This window comes from Myxococcales bacterium (assembly GCA_016712525.1).
Lineage (GTDB): Bacteria > Myxococcota_A > Polyangia > Polyangiales > Polyangiaceae > JAAFHV01.
On the sequence record JADJQX010000006.1, the window covers coordinates 669834 to 689666 of the forward strand.

The following is a 19833-nucleotide window of genomic DNA, read 5'->3' on the forward strand; positions in this document are numbered from 1 at the left end:
TTCCGCGTTACCTTTCGGGCATGGCCCACCCCCGCTCCCACACGAGCGCCGCGGACCGCCCCGACGTGGGCAGCGGGGGAGACGTGCGGCCGCAGGTCCCGGGCGCGCGGCGCGAGCGCAACGCCGTCGAGACGAAGAAGCGCATCCTCGAGGCGGCCGGCGCCGAGTTCGCCGCCAAAGGGTACGACGGCGCCCGGCTCGGCAACATCGCGCGCCAGGCGGGTATCCAGCAGGCGCTCATCCACCACTACTTCGAGGACAAGGCGCACCTCTTCGAGGCCGTGCTCGCGCTCGGGCTCGAGTCGATGACCAAGGGGGTCTGGGATCTGCTCGAGCAGCTCGGGTTCCGCGGCAAGACCGAGCGGCGCGAGCACGTCACCCGGGACGACATCCGCATCCTCGCCGAGGCCTTCATCGGCGTGCTCTTCCGCTTCTACTCGCACAACGGCGTGTTCCTGGCCATGGTCGGGCACGAGTCGCGCACGAACCGCGAGCAGGCGCACCGCGTGCTCGTCGACAACGTGAGGCCGCTCTTCGAGGCGATCGTGGGGCGCATCCGCGAGATGAGCGAGAACGGCAACGTCCGCCGTGACGTCGACGCCCCGAACCTCGTCCTCTCGTGCATCGCCATGGCGAGCTTCGCCTTCGAGCAGAAGGGCTTCGTCACGGCCCTGTGGCCCGCGGCCGACCTCGAGAGCGAGAGCTTCATCACCACCCGCAAGGCGGCCATCGTGAACATGGTGCTCGACCACATTTTGGTCGGCTGAGAACCCTCCCGGGGGCGGCATGGCTCTCACGTCCATGGAAGCTCCACCCAAGGTCCCGAATCGGCAAGACCCCGAAGCGAAGGCTCCGGGCATCGATCCCGAGGGCCCGACGCTCATGGTGTCGGGCGTGGGCATCGGGCTCTTCGGGGTGGTCTCGGCCGCGATCGGCGGCGCGGTGTGCCCGATCTGCGTCGTCGCCGCCCCGCTCCTGCTCGGCGTCGGCGCGGTGAGGACCGTCCAGGCGTCCCGAAAGAGGGCCAAGGCCCAAAAGGTCTGACGACGGCGTGCGCCAAGCTTTGGCGCAGCGCGTCCGGCCGTCGACGTCGTGACGATTTGGCGCAACGCATCGCAAAATTTGGCGTTTTCGGCCTGGGCGCCGACGCGCGGGCGACTATGCTGCGCGCCGTTCGTTCGCCCACAGGCCCGCGCCCGCGGTGGTCGCGTCTCCGGGCGAACGTCGAGCCAGAGGAGCGTCCCGTGATCATCGGAGTCCCCAAAGAAATCAAGACCCGCGAGTACCGAGTTGGCATGACCCCCGCCGGCGTGCGGAGCCTGACCCAGCGCGGTCACAAGGTGCTGGTCGAGACGAACGCGGGCATCGGCTCGGGCCTCAAGGACGAGGAGTACGTCGCGCAGGGCGCGCAGATCGTCGCGACGGCCAAAGAGGCCTGGAGCGCCGACATGGTCGTCAAGGTCAAGGAGCCCCTCCCGGCCGAGTACGGCTTCTTCCGCGAGAACCTGATCCTCTACACGTATCTCCACCTCGCGCCCGAGCCCGAGCTCACCCGCGAGCTCGCGGCGAAGAAGGTCTCGGCCGTCGCCTACGAGACGATCGAGCTCGCCGACGGCTCCCTCCCGCTCCTCAAGCCCATGAGCGAGGTCGCGGGCCGCATGGCGGTGCAGGTCGGCGCCTCGTGTCTCCAGAAAGAGCACGGCGGCAAGGGCGTGCTCCTCGGTGGCGTGCCCGGCACGCGCCGCGGCCGCGTCGTCATCCTCGGCGGCGGCGTGGTCGGCAAGAACGCCGCCACCATCGCCGTCGGCATGGGCGCGCAGGTCACCGTGCTCGACGTCCGCGCCGAGACGATGAGCTACCTCGAGGACGTCTTCGGCGGCGCCATCGAGACGCTCTACTCGAACCCGACCAACATCGAGGCGTGCGTGGCTCGCGCGGACCTCGTCATCGGCGCCGTGCTCGTCACCGGCGCCCGCGCGCCCAAGCTCGTCACCAAAGAGCTCATCGAGCGCATGGAGCCGGGCAGCGTCGTCGTCGACGTCGCGGTCGACCAGGGCGGCTGCATCGAGACGTGCCGCCCCACCACGCACGACAACCCCACCTACGAGATCGGCGGCGTCGTTCACTACTGCGTCGCGAACATGCCGGGCGCCGTCGCGCAGACGAGCACCTGGGCCCTCACGAACACCACGGCGGCCTACGCGATCAAGATCGCCGACATGGGCCTCGTCGCGGCCGCCAAGGCCGACAAGGCGCTCCTCAAGGGCATCAACGTCTACGCCGGCCACGTCACCTGCGAGCCCGTCGCCCAGGCGCACAAGCTCCCGTACAAGCCCATCGAGAGCCTTCTCTGAGCATCGCCCCGTCACTCGTCTCCGGCGTCGAGCTGCTCTGCCTCGACGCCGGAAACACTGTGATTTTCCTCGATCACGCGCGCCTCGCCCGCGAGGTGCGCGCGCTCGGGCACACGATCCCGGAGGCCGCGCTCGTCACGGCCGAGGGCCACGCGAAGCGCCTCTCCGAGTCGGGTGGCCTCGTCGACGTCCCGTTCGTGGGCCGTGAGCGCCCTGGCGCGGCGAGCTGGGGTCGCACCATCGCGACGACGCTCGCGCACGCGGGTTTGCCCGAATCCGAGCTGTCTCGCGTGGTCGGCGCGCTCTGGGAGTCGCACCTCGATCTCAACCTGTGGTCCGCCGTTCCCGCGGGGCTCGTCGAGGCGCTCGCGGCGTTTCGTAGCGCGGGCGGCAAGGTCGCCATCGTGTCGAACTCCGAGGGCATGCTCGATTCGCTCTTCACGCGCCTCGGCCTCCGCGCCTCGTTCGACGTCGTGGCCGACTCGGGTGTGCTGGGCGTCGAGAAGCCCGATCCGCGCATCTTCGAGCACGTGCTCCACGCGTGCGGCGCGAGCCCCGAGCGCGCGCTCCACCTCGGCGACATCTTCGCGACGGACGTGCTCGGCGCCCGCGCCGCCGGGATCCGCCACGCCCTCATCGATCCCCACGGTCACTACGAGGGCCGCCACCTCGAGGTCCCGCGCGTACCCGACGTCGCCCGCACGTGCCACGCCATCCTCGCCGCGCGAGCCTGAGAAGCGCCGAAGACCTCGCCTTTTTCCTCCTCGTCACGCCGCCCCCCGCGTAAGAAAGGCCCCATGAAGAAGAAGCTCGTCGCGCTCATCCCCGGAGACGGCATCGGCCCCGAGGTCATCGCCCAGGCCCGCCGCGTGCTCGAAATCTACCGCGACGAGCGCGGCATCCCGCTCGACCTGTGGGACCTCGATCTCGGCGCCGATCGCTACCTCCGCGACGGCACCACGTTCCCGAAAGACATCGCCGAGCGCATCAAGAACGAGGCCTCGGCCGTCCTCCTCGGCGCCCTCGGCGATCCGCGCGTGCCGAACCTCGAGCACGCCCGCGACATCCTCTTCGGCCTGCGCTTCGGCCTCGATCTCTACGCGAACGTGCGCCCCATGAAGGCCCTCGACGATCGCCTCGTCCCGCTGAAGGGGCGCACCGCGAAGGACGTCGACGTCACCGTCTTCCGCGAGAACACCGAGGGCATCTACGTCGGCATGGGCGGCCAGTTCAAGCGCGGCACCCCCGACGAGGTCGCCATCAACGAGGACGTGAACACCCGCAAGGGCGTCGAGCGCCTCATCCGCGCCGGCTTCGAGTACGCCAAGAAGAACGGCAAGAAGACCGTGCACATGGCCGACAAGTCGAACGCCATGAAACACGCCCACGAGCTCTGGTACCGCTGCTTCTTCGAGGTCGCGAAGGAGTACCCCGGCATCGAGGCGAAGCACGTCTACGTCGACGCCCTCTGCCTCTACCTGGTCCAGGACCCGAGCCCGTTCGAGGTGGTCGTCACCTGCAACCTCTTCGGCGACATCGTCACCGACCTCGGCGCCGCGCTCCAAGGTGGCCTCGGCATGGCCGCGAGCGCCAACGTGCACGCCGCCGATCCGTCGCGCGTCGCCATGTTCGAGCCCGTGCACGGCTCCGCCCCGCCCCTCGCCGGGAAGGACCTCGCGAACCCGCTCGCGAGCATGCTCACCGTCGGCATGATGCTCACCCACCTCGGCTACCCCGAGGAAGAGGCCCGCCTCGAGGGCATCGTGAAGAAGGCCATCGCGGAGCGAAAGTGCACCCGCGACGTGGGCGGCGAGCTCGGCACGAAGGCCGTCGGCGATTTCGTCGTCGCCGAGCTCCGCGCCTCGTTCTGAGCGAGATACCGTACGGGCGAGCAGGTGCGATGAACTCGCACCAAACTCGAGAATCGTCCCAAGGTCCGCGGAGGGACGCGGGTTTTGCACTCGATCCCCCGCGTCCGGGAGGCTTTTTCGCCCCCTCGAAAATAAATCGTAGCTCCCCGGGAACTTCTCCCCGGCGCCGCTGTCTGGGCCAAAACCTCGGGCTTCGTGCGCGGGGGTGGTGCTCGGCGGTGCTTTCTGGGAAACTTTTGTGGCTGGGCGATTGAAGCGGAACGGGGAGCCTGTCGTCGGACATGGCTCACGAGGAGGCGACTCGATGGGTCACAGGTTCTGGAACGGGGTAGTTCTCTCGGCGCTCGGCATCCTCTGGCTCGCGTCCAGCACGCAGCGTGAGAAGCCGGTCCTCGGCCTCCACGGCGCCGAGGTGTCCGCCCTCGAGACCGACCTCGCCAGCGCCCCCAACGACCCGGCCAAGATCCAGGCGCTCGGCCAGAAATACATCGAAGCCAAGACGCCCGGCCTCGCCGTCCGCCTCGTCGAGTCGCAGCCCACCGCCGTCCGAACCGAGCCCACCGTCGAGCACATCTACGCGCGCGCCCTCCTCGAGCAGGGCCGCTCCGCCGATGCCCTCGCCGCCGAACAGCGTGTCCTCGACCGCTGCGCGTCCGGCGAGGCCACGTGCTCCTCGTTCCTCGTGGCCTCGGCCACGCGCCGCGCCGACATCCTCCGCGAGCTCGGGAAGCTCGGGGTGGAAGACGCGCAGGCTTATCCGGAGAAGAGCCAGCTCGCGTACCACAACGCCACCCGCCAGGTGGGCCTCGTGGTCTCGCGCTAAAGCTCGTCTCGCGGAGAGCGCCCACGCGACGGTGCGCGGGCGTAGGCTCGGTCCCTCTCTCTCGTGCCCCACGCGGGCCGACCCTCGAGGACGGCGTGCACGAACGATGGCCTTTGGCCACCCCCGAACCTGCGGGCGAGCTTGCTCGCGTGCTCGCGCTCGTCGTCGCGGCCGGTCTCGCCGCTGCCACGTCGGGTTGCGCTCACCCCAAACCTCCCGAGGTCCGCCCCGCGGCCGAAAATCGGGCCACGGTACGCACCGCGCCTCCCTTCGCGCTCGCGAACTACGAGGACGCCGTCGTGCGCATCGTGCTCCCGAACATGACGTGCACCGGCACGGCCGTCGACGAGGACCTCATCTTGACGGCCCACCACTGCGTCGTGAAGCGCGGCCCTCGTGGCGAGTTCCTCGACGCCGACGTCGACGCGAGCACGGTGCGGGTCGAGCTCGGTGGCGACTACTTCGCGTGGGGCGACATCAAGGCGAAGGCCATCGTGTCCCCCCCGTGCGGCGCCAAGGGCGGCGCGGGGGACGTGGCCGTGCTGGTGCTCGAACGAAAGCTCGTCGGGCTCCGCACGTTGCCTCCGCGCCTCGACGCGCCTCCCCGCATCGGCGAAGAGGTCGATCCCGTCGGCTTCGGGCGGTGCGCCACCTCGGGCGACGCGATCCACCGAAAGACCCGCGAGGGCGGCGCGATCCGCTCCACCACCGGCGAGACGTTCTTCATGGAAGCGTCCGTATGTCCTGGGGATTCTGGCGGTCCCGTGATGACCCGCGGGAGCCACCAGGTGGTCGGCGTGGTGAGCCTCAGCGCCATGGACGGCGACGAACGCACCAAAGCGCCGTCGATCATGGCTCGCATCGACGCCTACCGGAACGTGCTCGCGCAAGCCCGCCAGATCGCCGACGGGGCCTCGCGCGCCGAGCTCCCCCCGCTCTCCTGCGAGTGAGCCTTCGGCCCGCTCTTCACGGAGTAGGCGGGGCAGGAAGATCGACGACCCTCGACGCGCGCCACCAGCGGCCTTCGGGCGTGCGCTCCCAGGTCTCGCGCACGTTGGGCTCGCCATCGAGGGCGCCCACGTCGGCGGGCCAACCCGTGGTCACGTGGAGCGTGCCGTCGGCGTCGACGGTGAGCGTGTCGAGGCGGCCCTCGCCCGGGAACGCGATCGGGGTGAGCCCCGACGGGCCGATGTGCGCCAAAAAGACGCCGTTTTGGCCGTGAAGAATGGAGATCGGGCACCCGGGAAAGTCGGGGCCGAAGGTGCCGTTTTTCACCGTGGCGGCGCCCACGTAGACGTCCTTCTCGCCCCGCACGACGAGGTGGCTCGGGAAGAACGCGTACGCCGTGCTCGCGGGGATCTCGAAGACCTCCGCGTCGCGGCCAGGCGAGGCGTGCGCCACGGCGTACCCGTACCGCGTGCCCTGCGTGAAGCCCTCGAAGTAGTACACGTCCCCGCGCGACGAGGTGGCGTACGTCGGCGCGCGTAGGTAGTCGCCCGTCGCGAACGTGAAGTCGTAGCCCCGCCTCGTCAGGGCCGAAAAGTCCGGGAGCGCGAGGCCATGCGAGTCGCCATCGAAGGCGAGCGCGAAGGGATCCCGACGCTCGGCCTCCGGATCGTGGGCGGCCACGAGGGCGGTGCCGTCGAGGTAGGCGAGGCGCGCGTCTTCGCCCCCGGTGCTGACCGAGCCGAGCTCTCGTGCGTCCGGGGCGGCGGCCTCGGCGCTCACCGTGACGACCTCGTGGGGAGCCGCCGCGATCGGCACGTCGATCACCTCGGCCGCGCACGAGACGAGCAGCGCGGTGACGGGGAGGGCGACCGGAACGAGGAGGGCACCGAGAGCACGACGGGCGGTTCGAGCGAGCATGCCACGACCCTCTTCACGGCGCGTGCCCGCGTGGCTCGGCTCGAAAAACAAGCAGATTCGCGGGTTTTTGGCCGCGTGCGGGGCGCGAGTCGTGTCCGGGCTCCCACGGGGCGTGTGGTAGGCTCGACGCACCATGAGCGCCTTCTCCGCCTTCGTGAACGGTACGTCGACCCAAGCGGAGTTCCTCTCGTCGCTCCGCGCGAAGCGGGCGAGGGGAGTCGACGGGACCGGCATCGCCTACGAGGTGGTGGGCACGGGGGAGCGCGCGGTCATGCTCGCGAACGGCCTCGGTGGGCGGCTCTACGCGTGGGCGCCCGTGATCGAGGCGCTCCACCGCGAGTACCGCTTCGTCACGTGGGATTACCGCGGCCTCTTCGATTCGGACTCCCCCGAGTCGAAGCGGCGCCTCGCGGTGGTGCATCACGTCGAGGACGCGCGCTCGATCCTCGACGCCGAGGGCATCGATCGCGCCGTCTTCATGGGCTGGAGCATGGGGGTGCAGGTCTCGCTCGACACGGCCGCGAGCTACCCGGAGCGGGTCGCGGGGCTCGTGCTCTTGAACGGCACCTACGGTCACGTGCTCTCCACCGGGTTCCAGCCGCTCTTCGCCGTCCCGTGGTTGCCGAAGCGCCTGCACGCGCTGCTCGACTTCCTCCAAGACCACCCCGAGCTCGCCGAGAGGCTCGCCCACGCGGCGAGGCTCGCGCAGTGGCCGACGGCGGCGCTCATGTCGATCACGGCGGGCCGCAACGCGTTCCGCATGAAGCCGCTGCTCGCCCGTTACTTCGACGACGTGCTCGGAAAGAGCTTCGTGAATTTCCTTCGGCTCTTCCAAGAGCTCGACGCCCACTCGGTCTACCACTTGCTCCGCGAGATCGAGCAGCCCGCGCTGGTCGTGAGCGGCATGCTCGACGCGCTCACCCCGGCGTACCAATCGAAGGAGATCGCGCGCCGCATGCCGAACGCGGAGTACCTGCGCCTCGCGCGATCGAGCCACTTTTCCCTGATGGAACGCCCCGACGTGCTCGTGCCGCGCATTCGTCGGTTCTTGAGCGAGCGCGTCGTCTACTGACGACGCTCAGTTGAGGACGCGCTTCTGGGGAGCGCTCGTCGTCTGCGCTCCGGCGCGTTTGCCGAAGATCTCGTCCCAGCCATCGCGGTAGTCGTTGGTCGCGACCTTGGGCGGGCCCTTGCCCCGTGCGCCATGGCTCGGAGCGCTCGCCGCGCGCCCGGACGAGGGCGGGGCGTACGAGACCTCGACGTCGCAGACCCCGGGTGCGCCCTCGCGGGGCGTCAGCTTCACGACCTCGCCGTGGATGGGGGCGCCGTCTTTCATGGGGCGCACCTCGCCGGCCTCGATGCGGTCCTCGCGGGCGCGGAGCACGTGCACCCCCTCCCCGTCGCCCGTGGGCGGGCCGAGCAAAACCACGTCGGTCTTGGGCTTTTCGGGGGCGTCCGACATGCCGGTGAGTATATCGTACGGGCCCATGAATTCCACGACGCGAGGCGTTTTCGGGCGGGGCACGGTTCTGTTTGGGCTCGCCGGGCTCGTGGCCTGTGGGGGCGAGGTGCCGCCGCCGGTCACACCTCCGCCCGCGCGTACGGTCGAGGTCGCTCCTCCGCCGAAGCCCGAGGCTCCTCCGCCTCCCGCGAAAGAAGACCCGTTCGCGATCACGGGCACGCTCCGGCCGGAGCCGCGCCCGCCGGTGGTCGGTCGCGACGTGTCGTCCGCGCTCGAGCCCGCCAAAGGGCCGAACGTCGCCTGGAAAAAGGCCATCCCCGCGCCTCCTGCGGTGTGCAAGGCGTACACGGAGAAGCCCAAGAAGAAGCCTGCGATCGCGTGCGATACGTTCCTCGCGAGCGCCCCGGGCAAGAACGACGGCGCCGGCACGTTGCTCGCCGAGGCGCTCGCCGAGCCGAATCCCGAAAAGCGCGACGCGCGCCTGCGTGAGCTCGTGGCCTGCAAAGGGATCCCCGAGGCCGAGCTCGTCGCGCTGCGGGGCACGCTCGCGCCTCCGGAGTGCGCCGACACGATCGTGGCGCCGTTCGCCGAGAGCTCGGCCAAGCTCGGCGCCCTCGACAAACGCCTCGCGCACACGATCGTCGGCCTCTGGCTCGCAGGGAACCTCGCGCGCGCCGTGCCCGCGATCCCGCGGATGAGCCCGCCCTTCACGAAAGAGGCGGTGGCCAAGTTCACGCAGGGCCCGATCAAGACCTGGTTCTCCACGCAGGCGACCGCGGTCGACGAGCTCTCGAAGCTCGGCGCGTCGCTCGAGGGGCAGGGGCGGGCCATCGTCGCCATCGAGGCGGGCCTCGCCGACATGCGGTTCGTCGAGCGCGCGCGGGAGGTGCCCATCCCCGACGCCTGGAAGAAGGACCCGGAGATCGCGCAGATCTACCAGCAAGCCCTCGATCAGGCGATGGAGCCGCGAAAGGTCCGCGGACGGGACGCCGCGCTCACGGGCCTCCACGACTTCGCGTCGCTCGGAATCATGCAAGATGCACGTGTCGCGCGAGCCCGGCAGCTCCTCTCGAAGCTCTATGGCGGCTCGCGCATCGACGGGCTCGACGGCCTCCTCTTGCCGCCGAAGCCCGAGGCGAAGGGGCCGGCCTCGCTCGAGCACACCCTGCTCCGGAGGCTCCCGTTCTCGTTCGGAGAGCGCCTCGTCAAGGAGCCCGCGCACGACGCCGCCTACCTCGACGCCGTGCTCGACCAGGGCTTGCCGCCGGCGTTTCGCGGAACGAACGGGGTCGACGTCGCGCATTTCGAGCGGCTCGCGCGGGCGCGGCTCGAGCTCGGAAAGCTGTATTTCCGCACCCTGGAGGCCGATCAGGTGCTCGCGCTCGCCAAGGGCAACGAAGGCAAGCTCACGTCCGACGATGCCCGCTTCTACGTGGCGCTCGCGCTCGCTTTGCGGCACGGGCCCGAGGGCGCCGCGGCCATGATGAAGGCCCCGTCTCCTGCCGCGCTGGCGCTTCGTCACACGGATGCCCTCGACGAGCTCGCGAAGGGCTCGGGGCCGAACGCGGGCCTCGCGGCGTTCGACGCGGCCTGGCTGCGCATGCTCTCTCCCGCCGAGGGCGCCGGCGCCGACTACTTCACCGACGTCGCCCGGCGCTTCCGAGAGGCCGAGGCAAAGCTCGTCTCGCCGGCCGACAAACAAAAGGCCCGCGAGCGCGCGGCCCTCGCCGAAGAGACCGCCAAGGCCGCCAAATAGGCCTCGGCGCGCCCGCACTTGTGCCGTGAAAAACGCGGCCCGTTGCGGTAAGACCGGGCCACCATGAACGCCCCCGACAAAGCCGAGGCCGCGAAGGACGAGATCGAGCGCGCGCTCGACGCCTTTCAGTCCACGTTCGCCGAGGCGTTCGCGAACGCCAAGTCCGAGCAGACCCTCCGCGACGAGAACGCGAAGGTGCTCGGCAAGAAGGGCACGCTCACGGCCATCCTCGGCAAGATGGGTGCCCTCTCCCCGGACGCGCGCAAGAGCATCGGCGCCCGCGTGAACGCCATCAAAGCCGAGGTCGAAGCGGCCTTCGCGGCGCGCCTCGGGCAAATCGCCGCCGAGAAGCGCGAGGCCGAGCTCACCGCGCGCCCGTTCGATCTCACGCTCCCTGGGCGTCCCCCTGCGTCCCTCGGCCACGTGCACCCCATCTCCAAGGTCCGCGAGGACGTGATCGCCATCTTCCGTGGTCTCGGCTTCGCCGTGTTCGACGGCCCCGACGTCGACCACGAGGAGAACAACTTCACGAAGCTCGGCTTCCCGCCGGATCACCCGGCGACCGACATGCAAGACAGCTTCTGGACGAAGTCGCGCCACGTCTTGCGCACGCACACGAGCAACATCCAGGTCCGCGCGATGACCACCGTCGCGCCGCCCATGGCCTTCATCGCGCCCGGCACGGTCTACCGCCGGGACGACGACGCCACGCACTCGCCCATGTTCCACCAGCTCGAGGCGTTCCTCATCGACGAGAACGTGAGCCTCGCGAACCTGAAAGGCATCTTGGCCGAGTTCGCCGAGCGCATGTACGGCCCCGGTACGCCGGTGCGCCTCCGCCCGAGCTACTTCCCGTTCGTCGAGCCCGGGGCCGAGGTCGACATCGGGTGTGTATTCTGCAAAGAACCCGACGGCACGCGCAAGGGCTGCTCGCTCTGCAAGCACACCGGCTGGATCGAGATCTTGGGCTGCGGGATGATCCACCCCGTGGTGTTCGAGCACTGCGGCATCGACGCGAAGAAGTGGACGGGCTTCGCCCTCGGCATGGGCCTCGATCGCGTCGCGATGCTCCGGTACGGCATCCCGAACATCAAGCTGCTCTTCGAGAACGATCCGCGGTTTCTTTCGCAATTCTAAGAGCTTAGGAGAGAGGGTAGCCCCATGAAAGCAAGTCTGAGCTGGCTCCGCGAGCTCCTCCCCGAGCTCGGTCGCCTCTCGCCCGACGAGGTCGCCAAGAAGCTCACCCAAGGTGGGCTCGAGGTCGAAGGTGTGCACGTGTACGGCGCCGGCACCGAGGGGTGCGTCGTCGCCACGGTCGTGTCGATGCGCCCGCACCCGACGAAGAGCGGTCTCCGCCTCGTGACGGTCGAGGTCGCAGGTGGCACGCAGCAAGAAATCGTGTGCGGCGCGCCCAACGTGCCCGAGCCCGGGTTCCAAGTGGTGCTCGCGCTGCTCGGCGCGCACCTCCCCGCGAAGGGCATGACGATCGCGCGCCGCGAGATCGCCGGCGTCGTGAGCGAGGGCATGCTCTGCTCCGAGACCGAGCTCGGTCTGTCCGAAGAGGGCGAGGGCATCCTCGTGCTCCCGAAGGGCTTCGCGGCCCCGGGCACGAAGCTCCCCCAGGCGATCCCCCAGACGAACGACACCATCTACGAGATCGGGCTCACGCCGAACCGCCCCGACGGCCTCGGCCACGTGGGCCTCGCGCGCGATCTCGCGGCGGTGCTCGGGCTCGCGTTCCGGGCGCCCGTGCGGCCCGCGTTCGGCGATCCTGGAGTCGCGCTCGACGTGCCCATCACGATCGAGGCCGAGGACCGCTGCCCCGAGTTCTCGTCGGCGCGCGCCACGGGCATCGTCGTCGGTCCTTCGCCGCTCGCGTGGCGCTACCGGCTGCTCGCGCTCGGGGTGCGCCCCATCTCCACCCTGGTCGACGTGACGAACCTCGTGCTCCTCGGCTACGGCCAGCCGATGCACGCGTTCGACCTGGCGAAGGTGCGCGGCCGCAAGATCGTGGTCCGCACCGCGAAAGACGCCGAGCCCTTCACCACGCTCGACGGCGTCGCGCGCAAGCTCTCGTCCGACGACCTCGTCGTGTGCGACGGCGAGGGCCCCGTGGCGCTCGCGGGCGTCATGGGCGGCGAAAATAGCGAAATTTCGGCCTCGACGACCGAGGTGCTCTTCGAGTGTGCCTACTTCGACGCCCGGGGCATCCGCCGCTCGTCGCGTCGCCACGGCCTCCACACCGAGGCGAGCCACAGGTTCGAGCGCGGCACCGATCCGTGCGCCCTCCGCGACGCGCTCGCCTACGCCGTCGAGCTCACGCGCGAGGTCTCCGCGGGCGCCCGCTTCTCGGCCCCCGTCTACGTCGTCGGCGCGAAGGCCAACGCCACGCCTCGCGAGGTCGCGCGCGCCACCGCCGAAGTGCATGCATCCTTCATGAATCGGATCCTGGGCGTCGAGGTGCCCGTCGACGAGGCCTCGGCCATCCTCGAGCGGCTCGGGTGCGCGGTGTCCCCGGCGGGCCCGGGTGTGCTCCGCGTGTCGGCCCCCACGCACCGGCCCGACCTCACCCGCGAGATCGACTTCGTCGAAGAGGTCATTCGTGTGCGCGGCATCGACGGCGTGCCTGCCGTGTTGCCCGCCGTTCGTGGCTCGCGTGAGGTCGGCGGTCGCGAGGACCTCGAGCGTCGTGTGCGCGCGGCGTGCGCGAGGAGCGGGCTCTCCGAGGCCATCACGTTCCGGTTCACGTCCGAGAAGGCCCTCGAGGCCGTGCGCGCTCCCAAGGCCACCGTCGTGCTCGAGAACCCCATCAACGACCACCAGACGGTCATGCGCACGAGCCTGCTCCCGGGGCTCCTCGAGGTGGTCTCCGAGTCGCGCCGTCGTGGGGTTCGTTCGGCCGCGCTCTTCGCTGTGGGCCCCGTGTTCCTCGAAGGTGCGCCCCTCCCCGACGAGCGCCCCGAGCTCACGATCGTGCTCGCGGGAGACCGCCCGGCCTACCTCCAGAAGCCCGAGGCCTACGACGTGTGGGACGCCAAGGGCGTCGCCTTCGCCGTGCTCACCGAGCTCTTCGGCCGAGCGCCCGAGGTCGTCACGTACCCGGCCGAGAGCCGCCCCGAGGGCCTCCACCCGCGCGCCGCCGGTAAGCTCCTCGTGGGCGACGTGGTGGTCGGCTCGTTCGGTCTCCTCCACCCCGACGTGACCGACGCGTTCGATCTCCCCGAGGCCGTTCCCGTCGTCACGATCGACCTCCGCGCGGCCGCCGGGCTCGGCGTGGCGCCGAAGTATAAGGCCATCCCGCGCTTCCCCGCGTCGCCCCGCGACCTCGCCGTGGTCGTCTCGGACGACGTCCCCGCGGGGCACGTGCTCGAGGCGATCGCGTCGTCGGCCGGCGCCCTCGCCGCCGAGGTGACCCTCTTCGACCGCTTCGTCGGCGCAAATATCCCCAAAGATCACGCGAGCTTGGCGTTCCGGGTCGTCTACCGCTCCGACGAGCGCACCTTGACCGACACCGAGGTCGAGAAGACCCACGCCCGCGTCGTCTCCGAGATCGGGGAACGTTTCGGGGCCAAGCTGCGTACGTAGAACCATGAGGGGAGCGCGCGTGGAGCGTGCTCTCCTTCGGGGGTCGCTCCTCGGGGAGAACTTCCTCCCCTTCGGCGCGTCTCACGCACCCCGAGGCATCATGACGACGGCTCGCATCACGGCTCGCGCTCCCCGAAGCTACGCCCTCGCGGCCCTCGCCGGGGCCGCTCTGTCCGTCACCGCGTGCGGTGGGTCGAAGGAGCTCACCGTCTCCGCGGAGGGGCACGTCGTGCAGAAGGGGGCGACCGACGTCCTCGAGATCGTCGTGACCACGGCGCCCGGGGCGAACGTACGCGTCCACGACTCGGGGTACACGCAGTCGTTCTCGGCGACGGCCGATTTCCAGGGCCGCGCCACGGTCGTGGTGAACCTCCCGGACCCCGCCGTCGTGAAGCCCACGCCGCCGCCCCCTCCCCCGAAGTACGGAAACAGCTCCTACTCGGCGCCACCGGTCTCGCCGCCTCCCAAGAGCGTGCTGCTCGGCCCCGAGATCAAGCTCAACGTGAACGTCGATTCGTACGAGCGCCGCAAGCTGTTCAAGCCGAAGTACCGCTCGGCCACGACCACGGTCACGGTGACGCGGCCCGCCGCCGTTCGCTACGATCCGACCACCCGGCAGATCGCGTGCGTCGCCAAGGCGTGCACGGGGACCTTCTCGCTCTACCAAGAGGCGAGGCTCGATTTCTCGGACATCGAGCCCCTCGTGAAGGTCGACCTCGCGGGCTCGAAGGCGCGCACGGTCACGAGGCAGCTCTCGGTCTCGCACGATCTCGCGACCTACCTCGAGCAGGTGCCTCTGCAAGACATGTGGAAGCCCTACCCGATGGGCAACGTCGACCTGCCCCTCGAGCTCGCCTTCCAAGACGGCACCACCGTGAAGACCTCGGTGAACGTGCCCGCGAACCAGCTCAAACCCGGCCTCGTCGCGTTCCTTCGCAAGGCCCAAGGGGCAGGCGTCCTCTTCCCCGGAGAAGAACGATACCCGGGCAAGGCCGCGTCGCTCGTGTACGTGCCGAGCCAGCTCCTCTTCGGGAAGGCCGAAAAAGCCCGCGAAATCGACCTCGTCGCCTTCGTCGAGGACAAGGACCACCCCGGATGCGGGTCCGACGCCAGCATGGATGGTGAGGTGACGGTGGTCGAGCGTCGCACCGGAAAGGTGCTCGGCCAGAAGCGCCTCTCGGCCCCGAGCTGCAAAGACGACTACGACGACACGGCGGCGCAGACCTTCGCGAAGTCGTTCCTGAAGCCCGGCTGAGCGTGCGCGGATGCCTCGAAATCAGGGCCACGAACGTTTCATGTTTCCGTTCGTCGTCGCGCGGCTAACATCGCGACCGTGACCGCGGCGTTTCCAGGGGATGGCGAGCTCGTCGGCGCGATTGTCTCGCAGAAGCTGAGGCTCGTCCGGTTCATCGGCTCGGGCGGGATGGGCATCGTCTACGAGGCGCAGCCGCTCGCGGGTGGGTCGCCCGTGGCCGTCAAGATGCTCCGCGCCGAGTACCTGGACGACGTCGAGGTGCTCACGCGCTTCGTCGACGAGGGCCATCTCTGCCAGCGGCTCCAGCACCCCAACATCGCGCGGGTGTTCGAGGTCGGCCACGCCGAGGACACGACGCCCTACCTCGTCATGGAGCTGTGCGACGGGATTCCACTTGCATCCTACACGGAAAACGGCGGCCGCGTTCCGCTCGTGCAAGCGGCCACCATCGTCCAGGGCATCTTGCAGGGGCTCTCGGCAGCTCACGCGCAGGGCGTCGTGCACCGCGATCTCAAGCCCGAGAACGTGATCCTGGCGCGCGAGCCGAACGGCAAATACACGCCGAAGATCCTCGATTTCGGCATCGCCAAGGTCATGGACCAGGCGGGCGGCATGGGCAAAAAGACGGCCACCGGCGTCTTGCTCGGCACCCCGGCGTACATGAGCCCCGAGCAGATCCGCTCCGCGAAGGACTGCGACGCGCGGAGCGATTTGTGGAGCGTCGGCGTGATGCTCTACGAGATGCTCACGGGTCGCTCGGCCTTCCCCGCGCCCACCGCGTTCGCGAGGCTCGGCGCGGTCCTCAACACGACGCCCCCGCCGGTCGAGTCGATCGATCCCCAGCTCGCGCGGGTCTCGGCGTTCATGCAGCGCGCGATGGCCAAGGATCGGAACCTCCGCTTCCAGTCGGCGCAAGAGATGGGGCGTGTGCTCGCCGAGGCGATGGGCGAGGGCGAGGGCCGCCAAGAGGCGCTGAGCCGCCTCCCCGACATGCCGGCCTTCATGTCGCAGCAGGCGCCCCCCGTGGTGCCGTCGATCGTGATGTCGCGGGCGCACTCTCCGAAGGCGACCACCGCCGACAGCTTCCAGCTCGGCCCCGATGGCCGCGTGCTCGGGCCCTCGGGCACGCTCGCGAGCAGCCCTCCGTCGCCGCGCGTCTCCGAGCCTCCGTCGCCGCCCGTCGTGCAGGTGGTGGCCGCGCAAGGGGGCACGCTCCCGTCGAACGATCTGCCGGTGCTCGAGCCGGTGGCGAGCGGCGTGGCCTCGGTGCGTGGGGGCGTGCCCGTGTGGGTCGTCGTGCTCGTCGGCCTCGCGGGCGTCGCCGTAGGGCTCGGGCTCGGGTTCGTGCTCTTCGGCCGCGGCTGAACCAGCGGTCATGATCTTCGATCAAGACGTCGATTTAGCTTCGGCGCGCGTCCCACGAGGAACCGAGCGCGGCGAGTAGGCCTGGCGCTACGTCCCGCAGATCGCGCGCGTGCGCGACGAGCTCGTCGGACGTAGGTCCCTTCGCGACGAGCGGCACCTTCGCGTAGGTGTGGCCGCCCGTGCTCAAATCCTCGAGATTTCCGTGGTCGCTCGTCACGACGACGAGCTCGTCGCTCGCGGCCTCGGCGAAGAGCGCGTCGAGGAACGCCTCCACCCGCGCGATCTCGTGCCGCGCGAACGCCATGTCCTGGGAGTGGCCGGCCTTGTCCGTGAGGAAAATCTCGAAGTACGAGAGGTCGAGCTCGCGCGCGCCACGAAGCACCGCGTGGGCCGCCTCGGCCGGGGTGCGAAGCGGCGCTGGGTAACCGAACCCTCGCACGATGTCGCCCGTGAGATCGAACGTGGCCGCCGCGCCCCGCGCGACGTCGCGCCCCGTACGCAACGTGCCACCCGAGCCCGCCCCGCAGATGGTGCTCGCCGACACCGGGAACGCGCGGGTCCGAGGCTCTTCGCCTCGCACGATGCGCGTCGCGCGGGCGGCGCGGGCCTCGTCGAACCCGTTCAGGAACCCCGCCGCGAGGCCCTTCGCACGTGCACGCGCGAACACGTTGTTCTCGGCGAGAAAGGCCGCGAGCGCCGCGGTCGGGAACGCCGGGTAGTGGCCTCCCTCGCGGCCGATCGCGTCCTCTCCCGAGAAGAGCGTGGCTTGGCCCGTCGCGCTCTGAGGCAATCCCGGGTATCCGAGCGTCGCGTCGATGGCCCCGAAGGCGAGGTCGGCTCGAGGCTCGCGCACACCGTCGAGCGGCGCGAGCGTGCGGCCGGGCGCGCCGTCGAACGGGTTGTGCGCGCCGGGGCTCCCCATGCCGATGCCGTCGACGAAGACGAGGAGGGCATGGGCCACGGCGCGAGGCATCCCTCGACCCTACCAGACCCCACGCTCCCTGCTCGGCGCGCTTCGGCGCGTCGCGTCGACGTCCGCTCACGCGCACCGCGTACGTAGACTCAATGATTTCATGGGGTTAGAAGACGCTCCGCGTGGTCGCATTCCGGCGCGGCAATCCTTCCGTTTCGGCCCACGCCCATGTAGGCTCCGAGGTCCACACGCCCGACCGTGGGCGCCCTTTTTTCCCCGGGTATGCCATGACCGAAGAGTCCAACACGCTCTCCAAGTACCTCGAAATCTTCCCCTCGTGGCTCAAGTCCCTCGGAGAGGATGCCGCCGAGCTCGGCGAGGTAGTGAAGGGCTCGGCCCCCGAAGGTGCACGCCGTCAGGCGGTCGCCGGTCTGAATTACATCTTCAAGTCGCTCGACCTCATCCCCGATGGCATCGACGATCTCGGATTCTGCGACGACGCGTTCGTGCTTCGTGTCGCCGCCGATCTCGCCTGCACCGAGTTCCCCGAGGCCAAGGCCGGCGTGCTCGGTCGCCTCGCCGACGACGCGGTCCACGTCCGCGATTTCCTCGGTGACGACTACGTGCGCCTCGAGTCGTACGTGAAGAACCTCCGCAAGGGCGCGGCTCGAGGCCGCACGGTCGACGACATCGTCGGCGACGAGAGCGCCCGCACGGCCTTCCTCCACGAGGTCTCGGCGTGGTCGCGCGACTACCAGGTGCCGAGCTTCTCGCGCGACGTGAAGACGCTCATCAAGCTCAAGGCCTTCCTCAGCGCCAAGCTCGCCTGATCGGGGTGACCTCGAAGCGGCCCGAGAGTCTCGCGGCTCTCGGGCCTTCTTGCGTCTAAATCGACGGGCGCGATCCTCGAACAGACGAACATGGATCGTCGTTTTGGGCCGGGACCCAAAACCAGGAGGTTTTGCCCCGGCGGGCTTTGCGCGCAGCAGCCGCGGCGGAGGACAGCGTCGGTCTTGATCGAAGCTCATGACCGCTGACTTAGTCGAGCGGCTTGTACCCGAGGCGGAGCTTGCCGTTCGTCAGCGCCTTGATGCGCGCCGTCGCGCCATCGAAGAAGCGCTCGCGGTAGTCGGTCTCGGCGCGCGCCCCGACCTGCGCTTTGGTCGACGATTTGTTGAGTGAGAACGTGGGTTTGGTGGGGATGCGCCACGTGAGTGGCCCCTGGCAGACGACCTCGCTCCGGCCGAGATCGACCACGTAGAGCGTGCCGTCGTACGTGCCCCCGGTGAGCCCGAAGTCGCCCTTCGTGCCGTTGTCCGTCACCTGCGGCAGGCTGCGCTCGGTGTGTTTGTAGACGACGAGGAACGGCGCCCCGCGAGAGATCTTCGCCGCGAGCTCGGAGCGCGATTTCGACGCGCCCTTCTGCGCGAGGTAGACGCGTATGTCCGAGTCGCTGAGGAACGAGAACCCGGGGTCGGCTTTTCCGTCGAGCACGTCGTAGTCGACTGCGCGGACGAGCGGCGCGCCGGCGGACCCGGGCTCGGGAGCGGCGGCGGCGAGGGTGGCGTCGGTGCACGTCTTCGCGCTCGTCTCGGCGCGCTCCACGGCCCTCTTGGCCCCGGCGAGGCGCTTCTCGGTGCCGTTCACGCGGGCGGCCTCGAGCAGCGTCGCGTAGGTGCTCCGCGCCACCTCTTCTTCTTGTTCGTCGTTCGCCTTGGGGGCCTCGTCGAGGCAGTCGTCGGTCGACTTGTCGACGTGCACGACGAACCACCGCGCGCCCTTCGCGAGGCACACCCGGAAGGGCCCCTCGGTCTTCCCGTTGGAGACGTACGACACGCCGTCGAGCCGCGCCGTGGCCCCCGTCACGACGGGCTCGCCGGTGCAGACCATCTTGGCCGACACGTACATCGTGCCCGACTTGAGCATGTGGATCTCGGTCGTGTCGCAGGCCGTCTTGGCGTCGAGCGTGGCCTTCTTGCGGTTCTGGGCGCTCTTCGCGTCGAGCGCCGCGATGCGCTTCTCCTTGTCCTTCTCGTCGAAGTGAGCGCCGACGAACGCGGTGACCGTGAGCGCCGAGCCGAGCACCGCGAGCACCATCGCGACGATGGCCCGCGCGGGCGCCGGGATCCCGTTCTTCTTGGCCACGGAGAGGCTACGGAAGGCGAAGAACGCGCCGAGCCACCCCGCGGGCGCGCAGCACGTGACGAGCGCGGGCAGCGTGGTGAAGAGCGCGTAGCTCGCGAACTTGTTCACCTCGGCCGCGGCGAGCGCCTGGTTGACCGACGCCTGGGCTGCGGCCTGGTGCTGCGCGTACGCCTGTTGCTGGCGCGCCATCTGCTCGGCCCGCTCCGCGTCGGCCCGGCCCTTCGGCGTGACCGCGTTGCAGTAGGCGCACTTCGGCGCCATGGGTTCGAGCGGGGCGGAGCAGTTCGGGCACGCGGGCGGGTTCACGCCCTCATCGTACGCGGCCGGCACGCCGTTCGTTCCTCGAAAGGCACACGGCGCGTCACACCCTCACGGGCGCGAATCACGCGCGGCGTTCGCGCTCCCCTCCACGAGGACCCTCACGGGCGCACGACGAGG

General features: G+C 69.8%; 18 protein-coding genes. 14 read left to right on the top strand and 4 right to left on the bottom strand.

The window, feature by feature from the left end; translation table 11 throughout:
• The first annotated feature begins 20 nt into the window (after positions 1-20).
• The 7 genes from IPK71_14740 (at position 21) to IPK71_14770 (ending at position 5998) form a co-directional block, all read left to right on the top strand.
• Complete coding sequence (locus IPK71_14740; GenBank protein ID MBK8214993.1) at positions 21-767, top strand: TetR/AcrR family transcriptional regulator; 747 nt, start codon at positions 21-23, stop codon at positions 765-767.
• A gap of 19 nt (positions 768-786) precedes the next feature.
• Positions 787-1044, top strand: coding sequence for a hypothetical protein (locus IPK71_14745; protein ID MBK8214994.1), 258 nt, complete (start codon positions 787-789; stop codon positions 1042-1044).
• Positions 1045-1244: 200 nt separating this feature from the next.
• On the top strand, positions 1245-2354 hold the full coding sequence (gene ald / locus IPK71_14750) for an alanine dehydrogenase (GenBank protein ID MBK8214995.1): 1110 nt from the start codon (positions 1245-1247) through the stop codon (positions 2352-2354).
• Positions 2355-2413: 59 nt separating this feature from the next.
• A complete protein-coding gene (locus tag IPK71_14755; GenBank protein ID MBK8214996.1) occupies positions 2414-3088 on the top strand; it encodes an HAD family hydrolase in 675 nt (224 codons plus the stop codon).
• Between the two features lie 63 nt (positions 3089-3151).
• On the top strand, positions 3152-4225 hold the full coding sequence (locus tag IPK71_14760) for an isocitrate/isopropylmalate dehydrogenase family protein (protein ID MBK8214997.1): 1074 nt from the start codon (positions 3152-3154) through the stop codon (positions 4223-4225).
• A gap of 304 nt (positions 4226-4529) precedes the next feature.
• Entirely contained in the window at positions 4530-5048 is a 519-nt protein-coding gene (locus IPK71_14765) for a hypothetical protein (protein ID MBK8214998.1), read from the top strand.
• Between the two features lie 95 nt (positions 5049-5143).
• Complete coding sequence (locus IPK71_14770) at positions 5144-5998, top strand: S1 family peptidase (GenBank protein ID MBK8214999.1); 855 nt, start codon at positions 5144-5146, stop codon at positions 5996-5998.
• Positions 5999-6014: 16 nt separating this feature from the next.
• Here the strand turns inward: IPK71_14770 and IPK71_14775 are convergent, their stop codons facing one another.
• Complete coding sequence (locus IPK71_14775) at positions 6015-6914, bottom strand: hypothetical protein (GenBank protein ID MBK8215000.1); 900 nt, start codon at positions 6912-6914, stop codon at positions 6015-6017.
• A gap of 133 nt (positions 6915-7047) precedes the next feature.
• Between IPK71_14775 and IPK71_14780 the strand changes: the two genes are divergently transcribed.
• Positions 7048-7986 carry an alpha/beta hydrolase gene (locus IPK71_14780; protein MBK8215001.1) on the top strand — a complete coding sequence of 313 codons (939 nt, stop codon included), beginning with the start codon at positions 7048-7050 and terminating at the stop codon, positions 7984-7986.
• 6 nt (positions 7987-7992) lie between these two features.
• Here IPK71_14780 and IPK71_14785 read toward each other — a convergent pair whose 3' ends face one another.
• The gene (locus IPK71_14785; protein ID MBK8215002.1) at positions 7993-8376 is read right to left on the bottom strand and encodes a hypothetical protein; all 384 of its coding nucleotides are present in this window, start codon (positions 8374-8376) and stop codon (positions 7993-7995) included.
• 25 nt (positions 8377-8401) lie between these two features.
• Between IPK71_14785 and IPK71_14790 the strand changes: the two genes are divergently transcribed.
• The 5 genes from IPK71_14790 to IPK71_14810 all read left to right on the top strand — a co-directional run bounded on the left by IPK71_14790 (position 8402) and on the right by IPK71_14810 (position 16337).
• Positions 8402-10132, top strand: a complete 1731-nt coding sequence (locus IPK71_14790; GenBank protein MBK8215003.1) for a hypothetical protein — start codon at positions 8402-8404, stop codon at positions 10130-10132.
• Positions 10133-10195: 63 nt separating this feature from the next.
• Positions 10196-11269, top strand: coding sequence for a phenylalanine--tRNA ligase subunit alpha (gene pheS, locus IPK71_14795; GenBank protein ID MBK8215004.1), 1074 nt, complete (start codon positions 10196-10198; stop codon positions 11267-11269).
• Between the two features lie 24 nt (positions 11270-11293).
• On the top strand, positions 11294-13717 hold the full coding sequence (locus IPK71_14800; protein ID MBK8215005.1) for a phenylalanine--tRNA ligase subunit beta: 2424 nt from the start codon (positions 11294-11296) through the stop codon (positions 13715-13717).
• A 100-nt stretch (positions 13718-13817) separates the two neighbouring features.
• Entirely contained in the window at positions 13818-14972 is a 1155-nt protein-coding gene (locus IPK71_14805; protein ID MBK8215006.1) for a hypothetical protein, read from the top strand.
• A 78-nt stretch (positions 14973-15050) separates the two neighbouring features.
• Positions 15051-16337 (top strand): serine/threonine protein kinase, encoded by a 1287-nt coding sequence (locus tag IPK71_14810; GenBank protein MBK8215007.1) that lies wholly within the window; start codon positions 15051-15053, stop codon positions 16335-16337.
• A gap of 34 nt (positions 16338-16371) precedes the next feature.
• Here the strand turns inward: IPK71_14810 and IPK71_14815 are convergent, their stop codons facing one another.
• Positions 16372-17310: a peptidase gene (locus IPK71_14815; protein MBK8215008.1), complete on the bottom strand. Its 939-nt coding sequence runs from the start codon at positions 17308-17310 to the stop codon at positions 16372-16374.
• A 227-nt stretch (positions 17311-17537) separates the two neighbouring features.
• On the opposite strand from IPK71_14815, the gene IPK71_14820 reads away from it, so the two are divergent.
• On the top strand, positions 17538-18080 hold the full coding sequence (locus tag IPK71_14820; GenBank protein ID MBK8215009.1) for a DUF1232 domain-containing protein: 543 nt from the start codon (positions 17538-17540) through the stop codon (positions 18078-18080).
• Positions 18081-18288: 208 nt separating this feature from the next.
• On the opposite strand, the gene IPK71_14825 is transcribed toward IPK71_14820, so the two are convergent.
• The gene (locus IPK71_14825) at positions 18289-19701 is read right to left on the bottom strand and encodes a hypothetical protein (protein ID MBK8215010.1); all 1413 of its coding nucleotides are present in this window, start codon (positions 19699-19701) and stop codon (positions 18289-18291) included.
• Between the last annotated feature and the right edge of the window lie 132 nt (positions 19702-19833).

Excerpts from the sequence above, each read along its gene's own strand:
- IPK71_14805 (MBK8215006.1), top strand. The coding sequence starts at position 13,818 with ATGACGACGGCTCGCATCACGGCTCGCGCTCCCCGAAGCTACGCCCTC.
- IPK71_14785 (MBK8215002.1), bottom strand. The coding sequence starts at position 8,376 with ATGTCGGACGCCCCCGAAAAGCCCAAGACCGACGTGGTTTTGCTCGGC.
- IPK71_14815 (MBK8215008.1), bottom strand. The coding sequence starts at position 17,310 with ATGCCTCGCGCCGTGGCCCATGCCCTCCTCGTCTTCGTCGACGGCATC.
- IPK71_14800 (MBK8215005.1), top strand. The coding sequence starts at position 11,294 with ATGAAAGCAAGTCTGAGCTGGCTCCGCGAGCTCCTCCCCGAGCTCGGT.
- IPK71_14765 (MBK8214998.1), top strand. The coding sequence starts at position 4,530 with ATGGGTCACAGGTTCTGGAACGGGGTAGTTCTCTCGGCGCTCGGCATC.
- IPK71_14820 (MBK8215009.1), top strand. The coding sequence starts at position 17,538 with ATGACCGAAGAGTCCAACACGCTCTCCAAGTACCTCGAAATCTTCCCC.
- IPK71_14775 (MBK8215000.1), bottom strand. The coding sequence starts at position 6,914 with ATGCTCGCTCGAACCGCCCGTCGTGCTCTCGGTGCCCTCCTCGTTCCG.
- IPK71_14745 (MBK8214994.1), top strand. The coding sequence starts at position 787 with ATGGCTCTCACGTCCATGGAAGCTCCACCCAAGGTCCCGAATCGGCAA.
- IPK71_14780 (MBK8215001.1), top strand. The coding sequence starts at position 7,048 with ATGAGCGCCTTCTCCGCCTTCGTGAACGGTACGTCGACCCAAGCGGAG.
- IPK71_14790 (MBK8215003.1), top strand. The coding sequence starts at position 8,402 with ATGAATTCCACGACGCGAGGCGTTTTCGGGCGGGGCACGGTTCTGTTT.
- IPK71_14760 (MBK8214997.1), top strand. The coding sequence starts at position 3,152 with ATGAAGAAGAAGCTCGTCGCGCTCATCCCCGGAGACGGCATCGGCCCC.
- pheS (MBK8215004.1), top strand. The coding sequence starts at position 10,196 with ATGAACGCCCCCGACAAAGCCGAGGCCGCGAAGGACGAGATCGAGCGC.
- IPK71_14740 (MBK8214993.1), top strand. The coding sequence starts at position 21 with ATGGCCCACCCCCGCTCCCACACGAGCGCCGCGGACCGCCCCGACGTG.